Source organism: Nostoc sp. PCC 9305 (assembly GCF_963920915.1).
Lineage (GTDB): Bacteria > Cyanobacteriota > Cyanobacteriia > Cyanobacteriales > Nostocaceae > Nostoc.
In genome coordinates, this window is sequence record NZ_CAWUDN010000310.1 from 1 (window position 1) to 243 (window position 243).

At 71.6% G+C, this 243-nt stretch carries 1 pseudogene; it reads left to right on the forward strand.

Annotated elements, in window-relative coordinates:
• A pseudogene (locus tag ACM0OX_RS35860) lies at positions 1–243 on the forward strand (hypothetical protein); the annotation flags it as partial.

Sequence of the window (243 nt, forward strand, 5' to 3'; positions counted from 1 at the left end):
GTGAACTTCCGCCTGTCTGTCTGCGCGCTTCTGGCCGCGCTGGTTCTGCTGCCCGTGGGGCCGGCCATGGCCAACCGGCCGACGCCCGCGATCCCGCCCACGCCGCCGATCGCGGTGCCGGCGGCCGGCACGCTCGAAGTGGGCTTTTCGCCCGATGGCGGCGCCGAGCAACTGGTGTTGCGGGTGATCGCGTCGGCCAGGACCGAGCTCAAGGTGCTGGCCTACAGCTTTTCCAGCCCCACC